The sequence below is a fragment of the Leifsonia aquatica genome (assembly GCF_014190775.1).
GTDB classification, from domain to species: Bacteria; Actinomycetota; Actinomycetes; order Actinomycetales; family Microbacteriaceae; genus Leifsonia; species Leifsonia aquatica.
The window spans coordinates 1,409,932-1,425,679 of record NZ_JACHVP010000001.1 but is presented as its reverse complement, the minus strand read 5'-3'; the positions used below and the strand labels follow the sequence as shown (position 1 = coordinate 1,425,679).

Genomic DNA, 15,748 nt, shown 5'->3' with positions numbered 1-15,748 from the left:
AACGACCAGGCCGGCCACGGTCTTTCCACAGAACAGCTGAAGGAGTCCCTCCGCATGGCAACCAGCAACAACGGCATCATCGACCCGCCCATCGACGACCTGCTCGCCAAGGTCGAGTCGAAGTACGCCCTCGTGATCTTCGCCTCCAAGCGCGCCCGTCAGATCAACGACTACTACGCCGACCTCCACGAGGGCAGCCTGTTCGACAACGTCGGCCCGCTGGTCGACTCGTCCGTCGATGACAAGCCGCTGTCCGTCGCGATGCACGAGATCAACGAGGACAAGCTCGTCCTGAAGCCGATCGTCGAGTAACGAGCGACGACACCGCCGGGCACGGCCCGGCCCGAGCTGGACTCTGCCGTTGAGGGGGGTGGCGCCGTGAGCGCACGTTTGACCATCGTCGTCGGAGTGACCGGAGGCATCGCCGCGTACAAAGCGGTGGGTGTCATCCGGGCGCTCGTGCTCGACGGGCACTCGGTGCACGTGGTGGCGACGGAGGCCGCTCTGCGGTTCGTCGGCCGCCCGACGCTCGAGGCGATCAGCCGCAACCCGGTCGCGACCGACCTCTACGAAGGCGTCGCCGAGGTGCGGCACGTCGCCCTCGGCCAGTCCGCCGACCTCATCGTGATCGCGCCGGCGACGGCCAACACCATCGCCAAGCTCGCGGCAGGCATCGCCGACGACCTCCTGGGCAACACGGTCCTCGCCTCCACCGCCCCGCTCGTCATCGCCCCGGCGATGCACACCGAGATGTGGCGCAACGCCGCGACTGTTGCGAACATCGCGACGCTGCGCGGACGCGGCATCCACATCGTCGGCCCCGCGAGCGGCCAGCTGACCGGTGCCGACTCCGGCCCCGGGAGGATGGAGGAGCCGGAGGTCATCGCCCGCGTCGCTCTGCGTGCCGCGGGCGTCTCGCCGCGTCCCGCCGCGACCGCTGTTCCCGAGCCCGTCGCCGACGTGGTGGTGCTCTCCGAGCGGCGCCGCGCGAACGAGGCCGCACGTCTGCCGCGCGGGGGCGTCGATCTCGCCGGACGCCGCGTCGTGATCAGTGCCGGCGGAACTCGCGAGCCGCTCGACCCGGTGCGCTTCCTCGGCAACCGCTCCAGCGGGCGGCAGGGCGTCGCCCTCGCAAGCGCGGCCTTGGCCCGCGGCGCGGACGTCGTGCTTGTCGCGGCCCACCTCGAGGTCGATCCGCCCGAGGGCGTCGAGCTCGTCGAGGTGCAGACCGCGCTCGAACTGCAGTCGGCGGTCACTGAAGCGGCTCGCTCGGCCGACATCGTCGTGATGACGGCGGCCGTCGCCGATTACCGCCCCGCCGAGACTCGCGACGCCAAGATCAAGAAGTCCGAGGCGGGGGAGACCCTCACCCTCGAGCTGGTCGCCAACCCCGACGTGCTCGCCGGGCTCGCACACGACAAGCGCGACGGGCAGGTGCTGGTCGGCTTCGCGGCCGAGACCGAGCCCGACCCGTCCGCCTTGATCGAACTCGGCCGCGGCAAGCTCGCTGCGAAGGGCTGCGACTTCCTCGTCCTGAACCAGGTCGGCTGGAGCCAGGGCTTCGCAACGGAGAGCAACGAGGTCGTCGTCCTGCGAAAGGGCGGAGATATAGTGATGGAGGCCTCGGGCACCAAGCTGTCGGTGGCCGATCGTATCCTCGACGTCATCGCCTGACGCCCGCCGTCACCCCTCGCAGGACCCAAGGAGAACAATGGCAGATCTGCGCCTTTTCACGTCCGAGTCGGTCACCGAGGGGCACCCGGACAAGATCTGCGACCAGATCTCGGACAGCATCCTCGACGCGCTCCTGACCGTCGACCCGCACAGCCGGGTCGCCGTCGAGACACTCGTCACGACCGGCCTCGTGCACGTCGCCGGCGAGGTCTCCACCCGGGGTTACGTCGAGATCCCGGCACTCGTCCGCGACAAGCTCGTCGAGATCGGGTACGACTCCTCCGACGTCAGCTTCGACGGTACGCAGTGCGGTGTGTCCGTCTCGATCGGCGCCCAGTCGCCGGACATCGCGCAGGGTGTCGACAACGCGCTCGAGACGCGCGCCGAGCAGAGCGAGGACGACCTCGACCGGCAGGGCGCGGGCGACCAGGGCATCATGTTCGGCTACGCGACCACCGAGACTCCGCAGTACATGCCGCTCCCGATCTGGCTGGCGCACCGGCTGTCGGAGCGTCTGGCCGCCGTCCGCAAGGACGGCACGCTGGACTACCTCCGCCCGGATGGCAAGACCCAGGTGACGGTCGGCTACGAGGGCATCGTGCCGAAGTCGGTCCAGACCGTCGTGCTCTCGACGCAGCACGCTCCGTCGGTGACGAACGAGCGGCTGCAGGCCGAAGTGATCGAGGAGGTCATCGCGCCGGTGCTGCACGACGCCGGTCTCGAGACGTCGCACATCCGCACGCTCATCAACCCGACCGGCCGGTTCGAGATCGGCGGCCCGAAGGGCGACGCGGGGCTGACGGGCCGCAAGATCATCGTCGACACCTACGGCGGCGCGAGCCGGCACGGGGGCGGCGCGTTCTCGGGCAAGGACCCGTCGAAGGTCGACCGGTCCGCTGCGTACGCGATGCGCTGGGTCGCCAAGAATGCCGTCGCCGCGGGCCTCGCCGACCGTCTCGAACTCCAGGTCGCCTATGCGATCGGCAAGGCCGCACCGGTCGGGCTCTACGTCGAGACCTTCGGCACCGGAACCGTCCCCGACGAGCGGATCATCGCCGCCATCCGGGAGGTCTTCGACCTGCGCCCGGCCGCCATCATCCGCGATCTCGATCTGCTGCGGCCGATCTACGCCCGCACCGCCACGTACGGCCACTTCGGCCGGGAGCTCCCCGAGTTCACGTGGGAGCGGCTCGATCGCGTCGACGACCTGCGGTCGGCCGCGGGGCTGTAACGGTGGCGGCGGCCGGCCGGGTCGCCCGCGTCGTCCTCGACTCGCCGCTCCCGCAGCTGGATCACTTCTTCGACTACACCGTCCCCGATGAGCTCGCCGCTGAGGCGGTTCCCGGGGTGCGCGTGCGGGTCCCGCTGCGCACGGCGGGCCGCATCGCGGACGGCTATCTCGTCGAGCTCGCCGATGCCGGAGAGGGTTTCGAGGGGTCGCTGAGTCCGATCGAGGCGGTCGTGTCTCCCGTGCCCGTGCTGACGCCCGGTGTGTGGACCCTCGCCCGGCGGCTCGCAGACCGGAGCGCGGGGACGGCCAGCGACATCCTGCGTCTCGCCGTGCCGTCGCGCATGGTGCGCGCCGAGAAGACGTGGCTCGCCCTGCCCGAGGACCAGCGGGTGCCCGCGCCTCGTCCGCCTGCCTTCGCGGTCCGAGGGTACGGCGACGGGGTGCTGGAGGCCGCCGTGTCGCGCGACGAGCGCCTGGCTCTGCAAGTCATCCCTCGCCTCAGTCCGCTGCCGGACGGCACCTGGGTCGGCGAATGGGCGATCACCCTGGCCGCTCTCGCGGCCGCCTGCTGGGCGGGCGGCCGGACGGCGATCGTGGCCGTGCCCGACCACCGCGATCTCGATCAGCTCGCCACCGCTCTCGCGGCCGTCGCCCCGCCGGAGGCCGTCGTCCGCGCGGACGCCGCGCAGGCCAACGCCGACCGTTACCGCGGCTTCTTGGCGGCCCTGAGCGGTCCGCGGATCGTGATCGGCAACCGCTCCGTCGTCTACGCGCCCGCGGAGCGATTGGGAATGATCGCCGTCTGGGAGGACAGCGACCCACTGCACGCCGAACCGCTCAGCCCGTACGTGCACACGCGCGACGCCGCCCTGGTCCGCCAGGAGCTGGAGGGCTGCGCGCTCGTCGTCTCCGGCCTGGTGCGCAGCGCGGAGGCGCAGCGCCTGGTGGAGCTCGGCTGGCTGCGAGACGTCGCTCCCGAGCGCGTCGTGACCCCGAAGGTGGTGCTCACCGCCAACCAGCAGGCCACGGAGGACGTGGCGCGGGCGGCGCGTATCCCGTCCATCGCCTGGCGTGCGGCGCGGGATGCGCTGAGTGGCGACAGCGGACGGCCGAAGGGCCCGGTGCTCGTGCAGGTCGCGCGACCCGGCTACGTGCCGCAGCTGGCGTGCGTGAGCTGCGGCCAGGCCGCACGCTGCAACCGGTGCGAAGGACCGCTGGGCCAGACGCGCGCGGGGGCGACGCCCTCGTGCGGCTGGTGCGGAGCACTCGCGACCGATTGGAAGTGCGACCGGTGCGAGGGTCGCCGGTTCCGGATGGTCAGCCTCGGCTCCGGGCGCACCGCCGAAGAGCTGGGCCGCGCCTTCCCGGGCACGCGGATCATCGTCGCCGACGGCGATCACCCGGTGCAGCGGATCGGGTCGGCACCCGCCCTCGTGGTGGCCACGCGGGGAGCCGAGCCGATCGCAGAAGGCGGCTTCCAGGCGGTGCTGCTCCTGGACGGGGAGCGGATGCTCGCGCGGGAGACCCTCCACGTGGCAGAGGACTGCCTGCGCTGGTGGTCGAGCGCCGCGACGCTCGCGGCTCCCGGTGCCCCCACGGTGCTGGTCGGCGTCTCGGGCGCGCTCGCGCGCGCCTTCGCGACCGGACGTCTGGTCGACTTCGCCCGGGCCGAGCTCACGGACCGGCGCGAACTGCGGTTCCCGCCGGCGGTCCGGCTCGCCTCCGTCACCGGAACGGAGGAGGCCGTCCAGGGTGTGATCGGGGCGGTCGACCCCGGCCTCCTGATCGACGTGCTCGGCCCGGCACCCGTCGACGAGCGGCTGGTCCGCGGCATCCTGCGCTTCGAGTATGCGCGTGGGGCGGAGGTCGCCGCGGCCGTGCGCGCGGCGGTGGTGCGCAATGCCACCAAGCGGCGCAAGGCCCCGGCCGGCCGTGGTGGGTTCCGGCCCGCGCCGGCCCTCCGGGTGCGCTTCGACGACCCCGAGATCCTTTAGCGGTCGCGGGTAGACTCGAGCGCGGTCCCACCCGCTCCACCCACCCTCCGGAAGAACCTTCGCATGCGCCTCGTCTTCGCCGGCACGCCGGCCGTCGCCCTCCCGTCCCTCCATGCCCTCGCCGAACGGCACGACGTCCTCTCCGTGATCACACGGGAGGATGCCCCGCTCGGCCGCAAGCGGGTCCTGACGCCGTCTCCGGTCGCCGCCGCCGCCGACCAGCTCGGCATCCCCGCGATCAAGGCGAACCGCCTGGGCGAGCAGGTAACGGAGCGCGTCGCCTCCCTCGCCCCGGACCTCGGCGTGATCGTCGCGTACGGCGGGCTGGTGCGCGAGCCGCTGCTCTCCCTTCCCCGTCTGGGCTGGGTCAACCTCCACTTCTCGCTCCTCCCGCGCTGGCGCGGTGCCGCCCCCGTTCAGCACGCGGTGATCGCGGGCGATCAGGAGACCGGCGCCGCCGTGTTTCAGCTCGTCCCGGCGTTGGATGCGGGTGACGTCTTCGCCGAGATCCGTCGCCCGGTCGGCGCCGACGAGACCGCCGGCGAGCTGCTCGACGCGCTGGCCGTGTCCGGTGCGACCCTGCTCGCCGACACCGTCGACGCCCTCGCTGCCGGCACCGCCGTCGCCCGGCCGCAGGAGGGGGAGCCGACGCTCGCCCCCAAGCTCGCCCTCGACGACGCGCACCTCGACTTCGGTCGACCGGCGGACGACGTGTACGCCCGACTCCGGGGGGTGACGCCGGAACCGGGCGCGTTCGCTCTGCTCGACGGCGAGCGATTCAAGATCGCCGAAGCCCGTCGCGCGCCCGATGCCGAGCCCGTTGCTCCCGGCCAGGTGGAGTTGCGCGACAAGCGCGTCCTCGTCGGTACCGGCACGTCGCCTCTCGAACTCGTCACCGTGCAGCCTGCGGGCAAGCGGGCCATGGGGGCCGCCGACTGGTGGCGCGGCGCCGGCGGAACGGCGGTGCTCTCGTGAGCGAACGGCGCCCGCACGACAACAGCCCGCGCAACGGCGGTCCTCGCGGCGACCGCTCGCGCGGCGACCGTCCCCGCACCGACCGCCCGCGCGAGGGCCGCCGTGACGACCGCCCCGCGGAGCCCCTCGTCCAGCCCGCCCGCCGGGTCGCCCTCGACGTGATCGCGGCGGTGAGCGATTCCGATGCGTACGCCAACCTCCTGCTGCCCACGCGCATCGCCCGCGCGCGCCTGTCGCCGGCCGACGCCGCCCTGGCGACCGAGCTGACGTACGGGACCCTGCGCATGCAGGGGTACTACGACCGCGTCATCGCCGACGCCGCGGGCCGTCCCGTCGACCGCATCGACCCGCCGATCCTCGACGTGCTGCGGCTCGGAGCGCACCAGCTGCTCTCGACCCGCATCCCGTCGCACGCGGCGGTGAACGAGTCCGTCGCACAGGCGAGGCTGGTCGGCAGTCGATCCGCGACCGGCTTCGCGAACGGCGTGCTGCGTGAGATCGGGCGGCACACGCCCGAGGAATGGCGCGAGCGCGTCGCCGCCGGGGCCAGGAACGAGGACGACCGGCTCGCGGCGCTCACGTCGCACCCCACGTGGGTGATCCGCGCATTCCGTCGGTCGCTCGCCGCAGAAGGACGGGGTGACGAGCTGGAGGCACTGCTCGACGCCGACAACGCCGCGCCGCGCGTCAACCTGGTCGCCCTCCCCGGACTGGCCGAGCCGCCCGCCGGGGCGCGGCCCGATCGGTTCTCGCCGGTGGGCTTCACCGGCGACGGCGGCGACCCGCTCGGCCTGGTCGAGTCGTCGAAGGGACGCCTCCGCGTGCAGGACGAGGGCTCCCAGCTCGCGGCCCTGGCCCTCACGCGTGCGCGGCCGGTGCGGTCGGGCGAGCGGTGGCTCGATCTCTGCGCCGGCCCCGGCGGCAAGGCGGCGCTGCTCGCCGCGGAGGCCCTCGCGGGGGGCGCCGAGCTGGTCGCCAACGAACTCGTCCCCGCCCGGGCCGAACTCGTGCGCAAGGCCCTTGCGGCCGTGCCGCTCGACGTTCCCGTGTGGGAAGAGGACGGCACCGCGATCGGCGACGAGCATCCCGAGGCGTTCGACCGCATCCTGCTCGACGCACCGTGCACCGGACTGGGTGCCCTGCGCCGCCGGCCCGAGGCCCGCTGGCGCAAGGAGCCGAAGGACGTCGCCGAGCTGAGCGCTCTGCAGAACCGCCTGATCGACTCGGCGATCGATGCACTCGCGCCCGGTGGTCTGCTGGCCTACGTGACCTGCTCGCCGCACATCGCCGAGACGCGCAGTGTCGTCGCCGGCGCGCTCGACCGGCATCCCGAGCTCGAAGCAGTCGGCACCGCCGCCGTGGTGCAGGGGCTCGCCCAGGAGCCCCTCGACCTGGCCGGCGATCCGGAGGTCGTGCAGCTCTGGCCGCACCGGCAGCTCACGGACGCCATGTTCATCGCGCTGCTCGCCAAGCGTGCCCAATAGGCTGGACGCATGGCCCGTATCAACCCGAGCATCCTCGCCGCCGATTTCGTCAACCTGGAGCGCGACCTCGCCCGGATCGCCACGGCGGATCTGGTCCACGTCGACGTCATGGACAACCACTTCGTGCCGAACCTCACGTTCGGCCCGCAGATGGTGGAGCGCATCCAGGCGGTGAGCGCCATCCCGCTCGACGTGCACCTGATGATCGACGACCCCGACCGCTGGGCGCCGGGATACGCGGAGCTGGGCGCCTACTCGGTCACGTTCCACGCCGAGGCCGCCGCCGACCCGGTGACCCTGGCCCGTCGGCTGCGGGAGATCGGCGCCCGCGCGGGCATCGCCCTCAAGCCGGGCACCGACGTCGCGCCGTACCTGGACCTCCTGCCCGAGTTCGACCAGGTGCTCGTCATGACCGTCGAGCCGGGATTCGGCGGCCAGTCGTTCATGCCGCAGACCATGCCCAAGCTGCGCGCGCTGCGCGAGGCGGTCGAGGCACGCGGCCTCGATGTCTGGCTGCAGGTCGACGGGGGAGTCACGACGGAGACCATCGTCACGGCCGCCGAGAACGGTGCGGACACCTTCGTCGCCGGATCCAGCGTGTTCCGGGGCGAGCCGGCCGATCAGATCGCCGGCCTGCGGGCGGCCGTCGCCGCGCACTCCCACTGACGGCGGCGCACAGGGGTCCCCGCGACCGCTACGCTGTAATGGTGAAAACCTTCGACGACCTCTTCGCCGAGCTCAGCGAGAAGGCCGCCACCCGCCCGGAGGGATCCGGGACGGTGCGCGAGCTGGATGCGGGCGTGCACGCCATCGGAAAGAAGATCGTGGAGGAGGCCGCCGAGGTCTGGATGGCCGCGGAGTACCAGTCCGACGAGGAGACGGCCGAGGAGATCTCGCAGCTGCTCTACCACCTCCAGGTGCTCCTGCTGGCCAAAGGCCTGACGCCGGCCGACGTCTACCGACATCTGTGACGCTGCCCTCGAACGCGCCGTGAGGCGCATCCCGCAACCGTCGCACCAGGAAAGACATCGCACATGCTGAAGATCGCCGTCCCCAACAAGGGTTCCCTCTCCGAGACCGCGGCGCAGATGCTCCACGAGGCGGGCTACGTCGGCCGCCGCGACCCCAAGGAGCTCATCGTCACGGACGCGCGCAACGGGGTGGAGTTCTTCTACCTTCGTCCGCGTGACATCGCCACCTACGTCGGCTCCGGCGCGCTCGACGTCGGCATCACCGGGCGTGACCTCCTGCTCGACTCGGGTTCAACCGCGAGCGAGATCGCGTCTCTCGACTTCGCCGCCTCCACCTTCCGTTTCGCCGCCCCGGCCAACGGGTTCACCGACCTCGCGGACCTTCAGGGCAAGCGGGTCGCGACGAGCTACCCCGGCCTGGTCGGCGACTTCCTCGCCGAGCGCGGGGTGGATGCCGCCCTCATCAAGCTCGACGGCGCCGTGGAGTCCGCGGTGCGGCTGGGCGTCGCGGACGCGGTCGCCGACGTGGTCGAGACCGGGTCCACCCTGCGCAAGCAGGGGCTGGAGATCTTCGGTCCGGTCATCCTCGAGTCCGAGGCCGTGCTCATCTCGTCGCCCACGCGCGCGGCGGGCGTCGACACCCTGCTGCGCCGGCTCCAGGGAGTCATGGTCGCCCGCCAGTACGTGCTCGTCGACTACAACCTGCCCGCGGTGCTGCTCGACCGCGCCGTCGCGCTGACCCCGGGCGTCGAGTCCCCGACGGTTTCGCCCCTCGGCGAGCCCGACTGGGTCGCCGTGCGCGTGATGATCAAGCAGGACCAGACCAACCGCGTCATGGACGATCTCTACGAGCTGGGCGCGCGGGCCATCCTGGTCACCTCCATCCACGCGGCGCGGATCTGATGTCCGTCGCGGTCCGCGTCATCCCGTGCCTCGACGTGGCCGCCGGCCGCGTCGTCAAGGGGGTGAACTTCCAGAACCTCCGCGACCAGGGCGACCCGGTCGAGCTGGCGCGCAAGTACTTCGAGCAGGGGGCGGACGAGCTCACCTTCCTCGACGTGACGGCGACGGTGGACGATCGCTCCACCACCTACGACGTGGTGCAGGCGACGGCCGAGCAGGTCTTCATCCCGCTCACGGTCGGCGGCGGCGTGCGCAGCGCGGAGGACGTCGCGCGGCTGCTCGGCAGCGGCGCGGACAAGATCGGGGTCAACTCGGCCGCCATCGCGCGACCGGAGCTGATCGCGGACATCGCCGACCGGTTCGGTGCCCAGGTGCTGGTGCTCTCGCTCGACGTCAAGCGATCGGCGGCCACGCCATCGGGCTTCGTCGTGACGACGCACGGCGGCCGCACCGAGACGGAGCTCGACGCCCTCGACTGGGCGCGCCGGGCGATCGAGCTGGGCGCGGGCGAACTGCTCGTGAACTCGATCGACGCCGACGGCACCAAGGAGGGCTTCGACCTGGAGCTCATCCGCGAGATGCGGGCGATCAGCAGCGTGCCCGTCATCGCATCCGGCGGCGCGGGCGCCGTCGCCGATTTCGCGCCCGCGATCGAGGCCGGCGCCGACGCCGTCCTCGCCGCGAGCGTTTTCCACTCCGGCGAGCTGACGATCGGCGACGTCAAGGAGGCCCTGGCACAGGCAGGACGGGAGGTCCGCTCATGAGCGACGACCAGCGCGCGGTGCTCGACCGCATCACCTTCACCGAGAACGGGCTCGTCCCCGCGATCATCCAGCAGTGGGACACCCGCGAGGTGCTCATGATGGGCTGGATGGACGCCGAGGCGTTCCGCCGGACGATGACCGAGGGGCGGGTGACCTTCTGGTCGCGCTCCCGGCAGGAGTACTGGCGCAAGGGCGACACGTCCGGCCACGTGCAGTTCGTGAAGTCCGCCGCGCTCGACTGCGACGGTGACACCCTCCTGGTGACGGTCGACCAGATCGGCGCCGCCTGCCACACCGGCACCCGCACCTGCTTCGACGCGGATCAGCTCGACCCCGTCGTCGGGGACGGCGCCGCCGACTCCGACGAGATGAGGTCCGACCTGTGATCGCGACGACCGCCGCCTCCACCACCACGCGCGACGACTTCGACGCGCTGGTCGGCAGCCACCGCGTCGTACCCGTCGTGCGCGAGCTGTTCGCCGACGGGGAGACCCCGGTCGGCATCTACCGCAAGCTCGCCGCCGGACGTCCGGGCACCTTCCTGCTCGAGTCCGCGGAGCAGGGCGGGATCTGGTCGCGCTTCTCGTTCGTCGGCGCCGCGTCGTTCGGCGTGCTCACCCAGCAGGGCGACGACGTGCGCTGGCTCGACTACGGCGTGTCGGCCGAACGCGCGCTCGGCGGGGAGACCGCCCTGCGTCCGCTCGCCGCCCTCGCCGCGCTGCACGAGCGCTGGCAGACGCCCCGCATCCCGGGCCTGCCCCCGCTGACCGGCGGCCTGGTCGGCTTCATCGGCTGGGAGGCGATCCGCCAGATCGAGCGGTTGCCCGACCAGCCGCCGGCGGACTACGACATCCCGGGACAGGCGCTCGCCTTCGCGGCGGACCTCGCCGTGGTCGACCACCGGTCGGGCACGGTCAAGCTCATCGCCAACGCCCTCGCCGACGGCGCGGAGCCGGCCGAGGTGCTGTGGGCCGACGCCCAGGCGCGCCTCGACCGGATGCAGCGCGAACTGGCGCAGCCGTCCGAGGCGTGGCTCGCGGAGGTCGACCTCGACACACCGGCCGAGCCCGTCTCCCGCACGCGCGAGGAGGACTTCCTCGCGTCGGTGGAGGTCGCCAAGGAGCGCATCGTCGCGGGCGACATCTTCCAGGTCGTCATCTCGCAGCGTTTCGAGCTGGAGTGCAGCGCGTCCTCGCTCGACGTCTACCGCGTCCTGCGCGCCCTGAACCCGAGCCCGTACATGTACCTGCTCTCCCTGGAGCGGCCGGACGGCGGCGCGTACCAGATCGTCGGCTCTTCGCCCGAGGCCCTCGTGAAGGTGCAGGAGGGGCGCGCGTTCACGCACCCCATCGCGGGTTCACGACCCCGCGGCGCGACGCCGGAGGAGGATCTCGAGCTCGAGACGTCCCTCCTCGCCGACGACAAGGAGCGTGCCGAGCACCTCATGCTCGTGGACCTCGCCCGCAACGACCTGCTCAAGGTCTGCGCCGCCGGCTCGGTCGAGGTGACCGAGTTCATGCGCATCGAGCGGTTCAGCCACATCATGCACATCGTCTCGTCGGTGGAGGGCGACCTCCTGCCCGACGCCTCGGCGATCGACGTGTTCCGCGCGACGTTCCCCGCCGGAACGCTCTCGGGCGCGCCGAAGCCGATGGCGCTGCGGATCATCGACGAGCTCGAACCGGCGCAGCGCGGCGTGTACGGGGGAGTGATCGGCTACTTCGACTTCGCCGGTGACGCCGACCTCGCCATCGCCATCCGCACGGCCACGATCATGGACGGCGTCGCGCGGGTGCAGGCCGGCGGCGGACTGGTCGCCGACTCGGTCCCGCGCAGCGAGTTCCAGGAGTCCCAGAACAAGGCCGCCGCGCCGCTGCGCGCGGTCGCGGTGGCGAACGCGATGCGCCGGGTGACCGGCGCCGCGGACGGCGGGCGCTGATCGCGATGGCGACCCAGGAGCAGGACGGCACGACGGCGGAGCACGAGGCCGCGCGCCCCGTGAACCGCCGCGCCAAGTACATCGCGCTGCTCGCGCTGGTGGTCGGCAGCGGGCTCACGCTCCTGTCGGCGACGCAGACCTGGTTCACCGTGCACCTCACCGACGTGGGGAGTCACGTCGGCGCGCTGGGCGTGCCCGGTTCGACCGCGGCCCCGGCGCTCACGGCCCTCGCGCTCGCGGGCCTCGCACTGACCGCTGCCCTGGCCATCGCCGGCCCGATCTTCCGCATCGTGCTCGCGCTCCTCGGCCTCCTGCTCGGCGTCTCCGTGCTGATCTCGGCCGGCAGCGCCCTGGGGGATGCGCTGCGCGCCTCCTCGTCGGTCATCACGACGGCGACCGGCGTCGCGGGCGAGTCCTCCATCCGACGACTCGTGGATGCGGTCGACGTGCAGTTCTGGCCGTGGCTCGCCGTCGTCGGAGGGGCGCTGATCGTGCTGGCGAACGTCGCGGTCGTGCTCTTCTCGCGGCTCTGGCCCGGGTCGTCGCGTAAGTACCAGACCCGGTTCGCCGGCGAGGACGGCCGGGACGCCGCTGCCGTGCTCGGCGTCGCCGACACGCCCGAATCGGACGACGACGAGGCGCGCGCGGTGGCCGAGGGGGAGACCGGCTCCGAGCCCGCGTCCCTCGATCGCGACACCGCGATCGACAGCTGGGACGAGCTGAGCCGCGGCGACGATCCCACGCGCTGAGCCACTAGACTTGATCCGTTCCCATTCCCGTGCGTGCCCGTCGGCGCGCACCCGACGTGCAGGAGTCCCATGAGCACCGAGTCAGTCGAGCCAGGCCACGGTCATTCGCCGGCGGCGTGGACGGCCGTGATCATCATGCTGGTCGCCTTCGCCATCGGCGCTGTGGCGTTCTTCTTCGATGCGCCGGTCATCGTCTGGGCGGCGGCCGGTCTGGCCGTCGTGGGTCTCATCGTCGGCTGGATCATGAAGCGCGCGGGCTACGGAGTCGGCGGCTCCAAGTACACCCCGAAGGGTCACTGACGCGTGCTCGCCGACCTCGTCGCCGGCGCGCTCGAGGATGCTGAACGGCGGCGCGCCGAGCGTCCGCTCGCCGTCGTCGAGGCAGCAGCCCTCGACCGTGCCCCCGCACTCGACGCCCTCGCCGCCCTCGCCCCCGCGGACCGCATCAAGGTCATCGCGGAGGTCAAGCGGGCGAGCCCGTCGCGCGGCGCCCTCGCCGACATCCCCGACCCGGCCGCCCTCGCGGCCGCGTACGAGACCGGCGGCGCGAGCGCGATCAGCGTCCTGACCGAGGAGCGCCGCTTCCGCGGCTCGCTCGCCGACCTGGAGTCGGTCCGCGCCGCGGTGTCGATCCCGGTGCTCCGCAAGGAGTTCGTCGCCGATCCGTACCAGATCTTCGAGGCGCGCGCCGCGGGCGCCGACCTCGTGCTCCTCATCGTCGCCGCTCTCGACCAGCAGACCCTGGTCTCGCTGCACGACCTGATCGTCGAGCTGGGCATGACCCCGCTGGTGGAGGCGCACACCGAGGACGAGCTGAGCCGGGCGTTCGACACCGGCGCGAAGCTCGTGGGCGTCAACGCCCGTAACCTCTCCACATTCGAGCTGGATCGCGATCTGTTCGGCCGCCTGGCCGACCGGTACCCGTCCGGCACCATCCGCGTCGCGGAGTCCGCCGTCCTCTCGGCGGCCGACGTGGCGCACTACCGAGCGGCGGGCGCGGACGTCGTGCTCGTCGGCGAGGCGCTCGTCACGAGCGACCCCGTCGCCACGCTCGGCGAGTTCCTGGGAGTCTGATGTCCCTCCGTTCCGAGACCGGTCCCTACTTCGGCGACTTCGGCGGCCGCTTCGTGCCCGAATCGCTCGTCGCCGCGCTGGACGAGCTGTCCGCGGCGTGGGAGGAGGCCAAGGCCGACCCCGCGTTCCACGCCGAGCTGGACGAGCTGCACCGCTCCTACACCGGCCGTCCGTCGATCATCACCGAGGTGCCCCGCTTCGCGGAGCACGCGGGTGGAGCGCGCATCATCCTCAAGCGCGAGGACCTGAACCACACCGGGTCGCACAAGATCAACAACGTGCTCGGCCAGGCCATCCTGACGAAGCGCATCGGCAAGAAGCGCGTCATCGCCGAGACCGGCGCCGGCCAGCACGGCGTCGCGACGGCGACGGCCGCCGCGCTGTTCGGCCTCGAGTGCACCGTCTACATGGGCGAGGTCGACACGGAGCGCCAGGCGCTCAACGTCGCCCGCATGCGCCTGCTCGGCGCCGAGGTCATCGCGGTCAAGACCGGGTCGCGCACCCTCAAGGACGCGATCAACGACGCGATGCGCGACTGGGTCACCAACGTTGAGACCACCAACTACATCTTCGGCACAGTCGCCGGTCCGCACCCGTTCCCGGCGATGGTCCGCGACCTCCAGAAGATCATCGGCGAGGAGGCCCGCGAGCAGGTGCTGGCGCTGACCGGCCGTCTTCCCGACGCCGTCGCCGCGTGCGTCGGCGGCGGCTCGAACGCCATCGGCATCTTCCACGCCTTCCTGGACGACGAGGACGTGCGCCTCGTCGGCTTCGAGGCCGGGGGCGAGGGCGCCGAGACGCCCCGCCACGCCGCGACGATCACCAAGGGCCGCCCCGGCGTCCTGCACGGCGCGCGCAGCCTGCTCCTCCAGGACGAGGACGGGCAGACCATCGAGTCGCACTCGATCTCCGCCGGCCTCGACTACCCGGGCGTCGGCCCGGAGCACTCGTGGCTCTCCTCGATCGGCCGCGCCGAGTACCGGCCTGTGTCCGACGCGGACGCGATGGAGGCTCTGCGCCTGCTCAGCCTGACCGAGGGCATCATCCCGGCGATCGAGTCGTCGCACGCCCTCGCCGGTGCGCTCGTGCTCGGGCGCGAGCTCGGCCCGGACGGCATCGTGCTCGTCAACCTCAGCGGCCGCGGCGACAAGGACATGGAGACCGCCGGCCGCTACTTCGGCCTGATCGACGAAGGAGCCGTGCAGTCGTGAGCCGGGTCGCCGACACCATCGCCCAGCGCAACCGGGAGGCCGGCGGCGCGCTCATCGGCTACCTGCCGGCCGGGTTCCCCGACCTCCAGACGAGCATCGACGCCGCCGTGGCCCTCGCCGAGAACGGCGTCGACGTCATCGAGCTGGGCCTGCCGTACTCCGACCCCGTCATGGACGGCACCGTCATCCAGGCGGCTACGCAGCAGGCCCTCGCGGGCGGTTTCCGCCTGCGCGTCGGCTTCACCGCGGTCCGCGAGATCACGAAGCGCGCGGACATCCCCGTGCTCGTGATGACCTACTGGAACCCCGTGCTGCAGTACGGGGTGGACCGCTTCGCGGACGACCTCGTGGCCGCCGGGGGAGCTGGCCTCATCACGCCGGACCTCATCCCGGACGAAGGCGCCGAGTGGCTCGCCGCGTCCGAGCGGGCCGGCCTGGACCGCGTCTTCCTCGCCGCGCCGACATCGACCGACGAGCGCCTCCGACAGACGGTGGAGGCGAGCCGCGGCTTCGTCTACGCCGTCTCGACGATGGGCATCACCGGTGCCCGCTCCGACGTGGACGCCGCCGCCCGCACGCTCATCGGCCGCCTCCGCGAGGCCGGCGCGACGAGCGCCTGCGTGGGTGTCGGCATCTCGACGGGCGCCCAGGTGCGCGAGGTGCTCGAGTACGCCGACGGCGCGATCGTCGGCTCCGCACTGGTCAAGGCCCTCGCCGACGGCGGGGTCGAGGCGGTGGCCCGGACGGCCGCCGAACTGGCGGGTGGCGCGGCGCGGTAG

General features: G+C 72.3%; 17 protein-coding genes. All 17 read left to right on the top strand.

Annotated elements, in window-relative coordinates; all coding sequences use genetic code 11:
• Positions 1 to 54: 54 nt before the first annotated feature.
• The 17 genes from rpoZ (at position 55) to trpA (ending at position 15,748) form a co-directional block, all read left to right on the top strand.
• Positions 55 to 312 (top strand): DNA-directed RNA polymerase subunit omega, encoded by a 258-nt coding sequence (gene rpoZ / locus FHX33_RS06820; RefSeq protein ID WP_021757903.1) that lies wholly within the window; start codon positions 55 to 57, stop codon positions 310 to 312.
• Between the two features lie 78 nt (positions 313 to 390).
• Positions 391 to 1,674: a bifunctional phosphopantothenoylcysteine decarboxylase/phosphopantothenate synthase gene (locus FHX33_RS06815; protein WP_183428434.1), complete on the top strand. Its 1,284-nt coding sequence runs from the start codon at positions 391 to 393 to the stop codon at positions 1,672 to 1,674.
• A gap of 37 nt (positions 1,675 to 1,711) precedes the next feature.
• Positions 1,712 to 2,905: a methionine adenosyltransferase gene (metK, locus tag FHX33_RS06810; protein WP_021762957.1), complete on the top strand. Its 1,194-nt coding sequence runs from the start codon at positions 1,712 to 1,714 to the stop codon at positions 2,903 to 2,905.
• A 2-nt stretch (positions 2,906 to 2,907) separates the two neighbouring features.
• Complete coding sequence (locus FHX33_RS06805; protein ID WP_183428292.1) at positions 2,908 to 4,899, top strand: primosomal protein N' family DNA-binding protein; 1,992 nt, start codon at positions 2,908 to 2,910, stop codon at positions 4,897 to 4,899.
• A gap of 63 nt (positions 4,900 to 4,962) precedes the next feature.
• The gene (gene fmt / locus FHX33_RS06800) at positions 4,963 to 5,874 is read left to right on the top strand and encodes a methionyl-tRNA formyltransferase (RefSeq protein ID WP_021764844.1); all 912 of its coding nucleotides are present in this window, start codon (positions 4,963 to 4,965) and stop codon (positions 5,872 to 5,874) included.
• Positions 5,871 to 7,358, top strand: coding sequence for a transcription antitermination factor NusB (locus FHX33_RS06795; RefSeq protein WP_183428291.1), 1,488 nt, complete (start codon positions 5,871 to 5,873; stop codon positions 7,356 to 7,358). Before fmt ends, FHX33_RS06795 begins: the two co-directional genes overlap by 4 nt.
• 9 nt (positions 7,359 to 7,367) lie before the next feature.
• Entirely contained in the window at positions 7,368 to 8,024 is a 657-nt protein-coding gene (gene rpe / locus FHX33_RS06790; protein WP_021762524.1) for a ribulose-phosphate 3-epimerase, read from the top strand.
• A 41-nt stretch (positions 8,025 to 8,065) separates the two neighbouring features.
• Positions 8,066 to 8,329: a phosphoribosyl-ATP diphosphatase gene (locus FHX33_RS06785; RefSeq protein WP_039921834.1), complete on the top strand. Its 264-nt coding sequence runs from the start codon at positions 8,066 to 8,068 to the stop codon at positions 8,327 to 8,329.
• 63 nt (positions 8,330 to 8,392) lie between these two features.
• The gene (gene hisG, locus FHX33_RS06780) at positions 8,393 to 9,232 is read left to right on the top strand and encodes an ATP phosphoribosyltransferase (RefSeq protein WP_021762522.1); all 840 of its coding nucleotides are present in this window, start codon (positions 8,393 to 8,395) and stop codon (positions 9,230 to 9,232) included.
• Positions 9,232 to 9,996 (top strand): imidazole glycerol phosphate synthase subunit HisF, encoded by a 765-nt coding sequence (hisF, locus tag FHX33_RS06775; protein WP_021762521.1) that lies wholly within the window; start codon positions 9,232 to 9,234, stop codon positions 9,994 to 9,996. The genes hisG and hisF overlap by 1 nt, the downstream gene beginning before the upstream one ends.
• Positions 9,993 to 10,382 carry a phosphoribosyl-AMP cyclohydrolase gene (gene hisI, locus FHX33_RS06770; RefSeq protein ID WP_021762520.1) on the top strand — a complete coding sequence of 130 codons (390 nt, stop codon included), beginning with the start codon at positions 9,993 to 9,995 and terminating at the stop codon, positions 10,380 to 10,382. The genes hisF and hisI overlap by 4 nt, the downstream gene beginning before the upstream one ends.
• Complete coding sequence (locus tag FHX33_RS06765; protein ID WP_420870868.1) at positions 10,379 to 11,935, top strand: anthranilate synthase component I; 1,557 nt, start codon at positions 10,379 to 10,381, stop codon at positions 11,933 to 11,935. The genes hisI and FHX33_RS06765 overlap by 4 nt, the downstream gene beginning before the upstream one ends.
• A 5-nt stretch (positions 11,936 to 11,940) precedes the next feature.
• Complete coding sequence (locus FHX33_RS06760; RefSeq protein ID WP_021765319.1) at positions 11,941 to 12,684, top strand: Trp biosynthesis-associated membrane protein; 744 nt, start codon at positions 11,941 to 11,943, stop codon at positions 12,682 to 12,684.
• Between the two features lie 69 nt (positions 12,685 to 12,753).
• Complete coding sequence (locus FHX33_RS06755; RefSeq protein WP_021765320.1) at positions 12,754 to 12,984, top strand: DUF6704 family protein; 231 nt, start codon at positions 12,754 to 12,756, stop codon at positions 12,982 to 12,984.
• Between the two features lie 3 nt (positions 12,985 to 12,987).
• Positions 12,988 to 13,758: an indole-3-glycerol phosphate synthase TrpC gene (gene trpC, locus FHX33_RS06750; protein WP_183428290.1), complete on the top strand. Its 771-nt coding sequence runs from the start codon at positions 12,988 to 12,990 to the stop codon at positions 13,756 to 13,758.
• Positions 13,758 to 14,969, top strand: a complete 1,212-nt coding sequence (gene trpB, locus FHX33_RS06745; protein WP_021757715.1) for a tryptophan synthase subunit beta — start codon at positions 13,758 to 13,760, stop codon at positions 14,967 to 14,969. The genes trpC and trpB overlap by 1 nt, the downstream gene beginning before the upstream one ends.
• Positions 14,966 to 15,748, top strand: coding sequence for a tryptophan synthase subunit alpha (trpA, locus tag FHX33_RS06740; protein WP_021757717.1), 783 nt, complete (start codon positions 14,966 to 14,968; stop codon positions 15,746 to 15,748). Before trpB ends, trpA begins: the two co-directional genes overlap by 4 nt.

Excerpts from the sequence above, each read along its gene's own strand:
- FHX33_RS06755 (WP_021765320.1), top strand. The coding sequence starts at position 12,754 with ATGAGCACCGAGTCAGTCGAGCCAGGCCACGGTCATTCGCCGGCGGCG.
- hisF (WP_021762521.1), top strand. The coding sequence starts at position 9,232 with ATGTCCGTCGCGGTCCGCGTCATCCCGTGCCTCGACGTGGCCGCCGGC.
- metK (WP_021762957.1), top strand. The coding sequence starts at position 1,712 with ATGGCAGATCTGCGCCTTTTCACGTCCGAGTCGGTCACCGAGGGGCAC.
- hisI (WP_021762520.1), top strand. The coding sequence starts at position 9,993 with ATGAGCGACGACCAGCGCGCGGTGCTCGACCGCATCACCTTCACCGAG.
- trpB (WP_021757715.1), top strand. The coding sequence starts at position 13,758 with ATGTCCCTCCGTTCCGAGACCGGTCCCTACTTCGGCGACTTCGGCGGC.
- hisG (WP_021762522.1), top strand. The coding sequence starts at position 8,393 with ATGCTGAAGATCGCCGTCCCCAACAAGGGTTCCCTCTCCGAGACCGCG.
- rpoZ (WP_021757903.1), top strand. The coding sequence starts at position 55 with ATGGCAACCAGCAACAACGGCATCATCGACCCGCCCATCGACGACCTG.
- rpe (WP_021762524.1), top strand. The coding sequence starts at position 7,368 with ATGGCCCGTATCAACCCGAGCATCCTCGCCGCCGATTTCGTCAACCTG.
- FHX33_RS06760 (WP_021765319.1), top strand. The coding sequence starts at position 11,941 with ATGGCGACCCAGGAGCAGGACGGCACGACGGCGGAGCACGAGGCCGCG.
- fmt (WP_021764844.1), top strand. The coding sequence starts at position 4,963 with ATGCGCCTCGTCTTCGCCGGCACGCCGGCCGTCGCCCTCCCGTCCCTC.